The sequence below is a fragment of the Bradyrhizobium sp. STM 3843 genome (genome assembly GCF_000239815.1).
Classification (GTDB): domain Bacteria; phylum Pseudomonadota; class Alphaproteobacteria; order Rhizobiales; family Xanthobacteraceae; genus Bradyrhizobium.
Genome location: NZ_CAFK01000226.1, coordinates 1 through 1,634 on the forward strand (window position 1 = coordinate 1; position 1,634 = coordinate 1,634).

2 protein-coding genes are annotated in these 1,634 nt (G+C 66.0%); one reads left to right on the plus strand and one right to left on the minus strand.

The window, feature by feature from the left end:
* Nucleotides 1-12: 12 nt before the first annotated feature.
* The gene (locus tag BRAS3843_RS23680) at nucleotides 13-1,137 is read right to left on the minus strand and encodes an alkene reductase (protein ID WP_008971603.1); all 1,125 of its coding nucleotides are present in this window, start codon (nucleotides 1,135-1,137) and stop codon (nucleotides 13-15) included.
* Nucleotides 1,138-1,234: 97 nt separating this feature from the next.
* Here BRAS3843_RS23680 and BRAS3843_RS23685 point away from each other — a divergent pair, with 97 nt between their 5' ends.
* Nucleotides 1,235-1,612 carry a winged helix-turn-helix domain-containing protein gene (locus tag BRAS3843_RS23685; RefSeq protein ID WP_008971604.1) on the plus strand — a complete coding sequence of 126 codons (378 nt, stop codon included), beginning with the start codon at nucleotides 1,235-1,237 and terminating at the stop codon, nucleotides 1,610-1,612.
* Nucleotides 1,613-1,634: the final 22 nt, after the last annotated feature.

Here is a 1,634-nt window from a genome sequence, read left to right on the forward strand (position 1 = left end):
TGCGCACTTGCCTCACGCCTCCGCCATCTCGTCATGCACCGGATAATCCGTATACCCCTTCGCTTCGCCGCCGTAGAAGGTCGGACGGTGATAGGGCGTGAGCGGGAAACCGTGAGCGAGGCGGCGCGGCAGATCCGGATTGGAGATGAAATAGCGGCCGAAGGCGACCGCATCGGCATGGCCTTCCGCGATGGCGGCATTCGCGGTATCGCCAACAAAGCCGCCGGCCGCGATCAGCACGCCGTTCCAGATCGGCCGGAACAGCTCCATCGCCGAGGGCACGTTCTGCCAATTGACGTCGGCCCGGCCCGCGCCGGACGAGCGCGGCTCCAGCAGATGCAGATAAGCCAGCCCGAGCGGGTTGAGCGCCTCGACGACATGCGTGTAGAGCGGCATCGGGTCCGGCTCGCCGGAACCATTGGCGATGCCATAGGGCGACAGCCGCACCCCGACGCGGTCTGCACCGTAGACATCGATCGCTGCCTGCGTCACCTCGATCAGGAATCGTGCACGGTTTACGATGGAGCCGCCGTAAGCGTCGGTGCGCTGATTGCTGCGCGATTGCAGGAATTGCTCGATCAGATAACCGTTGGCACCGTGAATCTCGACACCGTCGAAGCCGGCCGCCTTGGCGTTGCGGGCCGCCTGCTTGTAGGCGGCGACAATGCCGGGGATTTCGTCGGTCGCCAGCGCGCGCGGTATCTCGTAGGCGACGGCCTTGCCATCTGCTGTCATCGCCTTGAAGTCGTCACCGATCGCAATGGCCGATGGCGCCACCGGGAGCGCGCCGCCGGGCTGGAACGAGGAATGCGAGACGCGACCGACATGCCAGAGCTGCAGGAAGATGATGCCGCCCTTGGCATGCACGGCATCGACCACGCGCCTCCAGCCCGCGATCTGCGCCTCGGAATAGATGCCGGGCACGTTGGGATTGCCGAAGCCGGTCGGCAGCACCGGGGAGGCTTCGGCGATGATCAGTCCGCCTGCCGTCGCGCGCTGGGCGTAATACTCCGCATTCAGGGCGCGGGGCGCCAGCGTCCCTGGCTCGGCGCGCATCCGCGTCAGCGGCGCCATCACCACGCGGTGCTTCAGCTCATAAGGCCCGATCTTCAGTGGCGAAAACAGCGAAGGCGGCATCTCTCCCCCAATTGTGTCGTTGATCCGGATGTCGTCATCTTGTTCGGAAACGGGTGTGGTGGCAATGTCCAGCCCGTCCTGAGAAAGCATCGCCTCCATGCCGAAATCGAGCGCCCTTCCCTCTCTCAGCCTGCGCATCGATCTTCTCTCCGGAGACCGGATCGGCCCGGGCAAGATCACCCTACTCGAGAATATCAGCCGCCACGGCTCGATCTCGGCCGCGGGCCGCGCCATGGACATGTCATACAAGCGCGCCTGGGATCTCGTCGATGAACTCAACCGCGTCTGCCGCCAGCCGGTGGTGGAGCGGCAGACCGGCGGCAAGAACGGCGGCGGCGCGGCGCTGACCCCGTTCGGGGAGGCGCTGGTCGCCCGCTATCGCCGCATCGAGCACACGGCGGCCAGCGCAGTGAAGAAGGAGCTGGCCGCGCTGCGCAGCGAGATCGAAAAGCCGCGGAAGGGCGCGGCGAGGTAGTTCGGGAAACTATGGCACCACC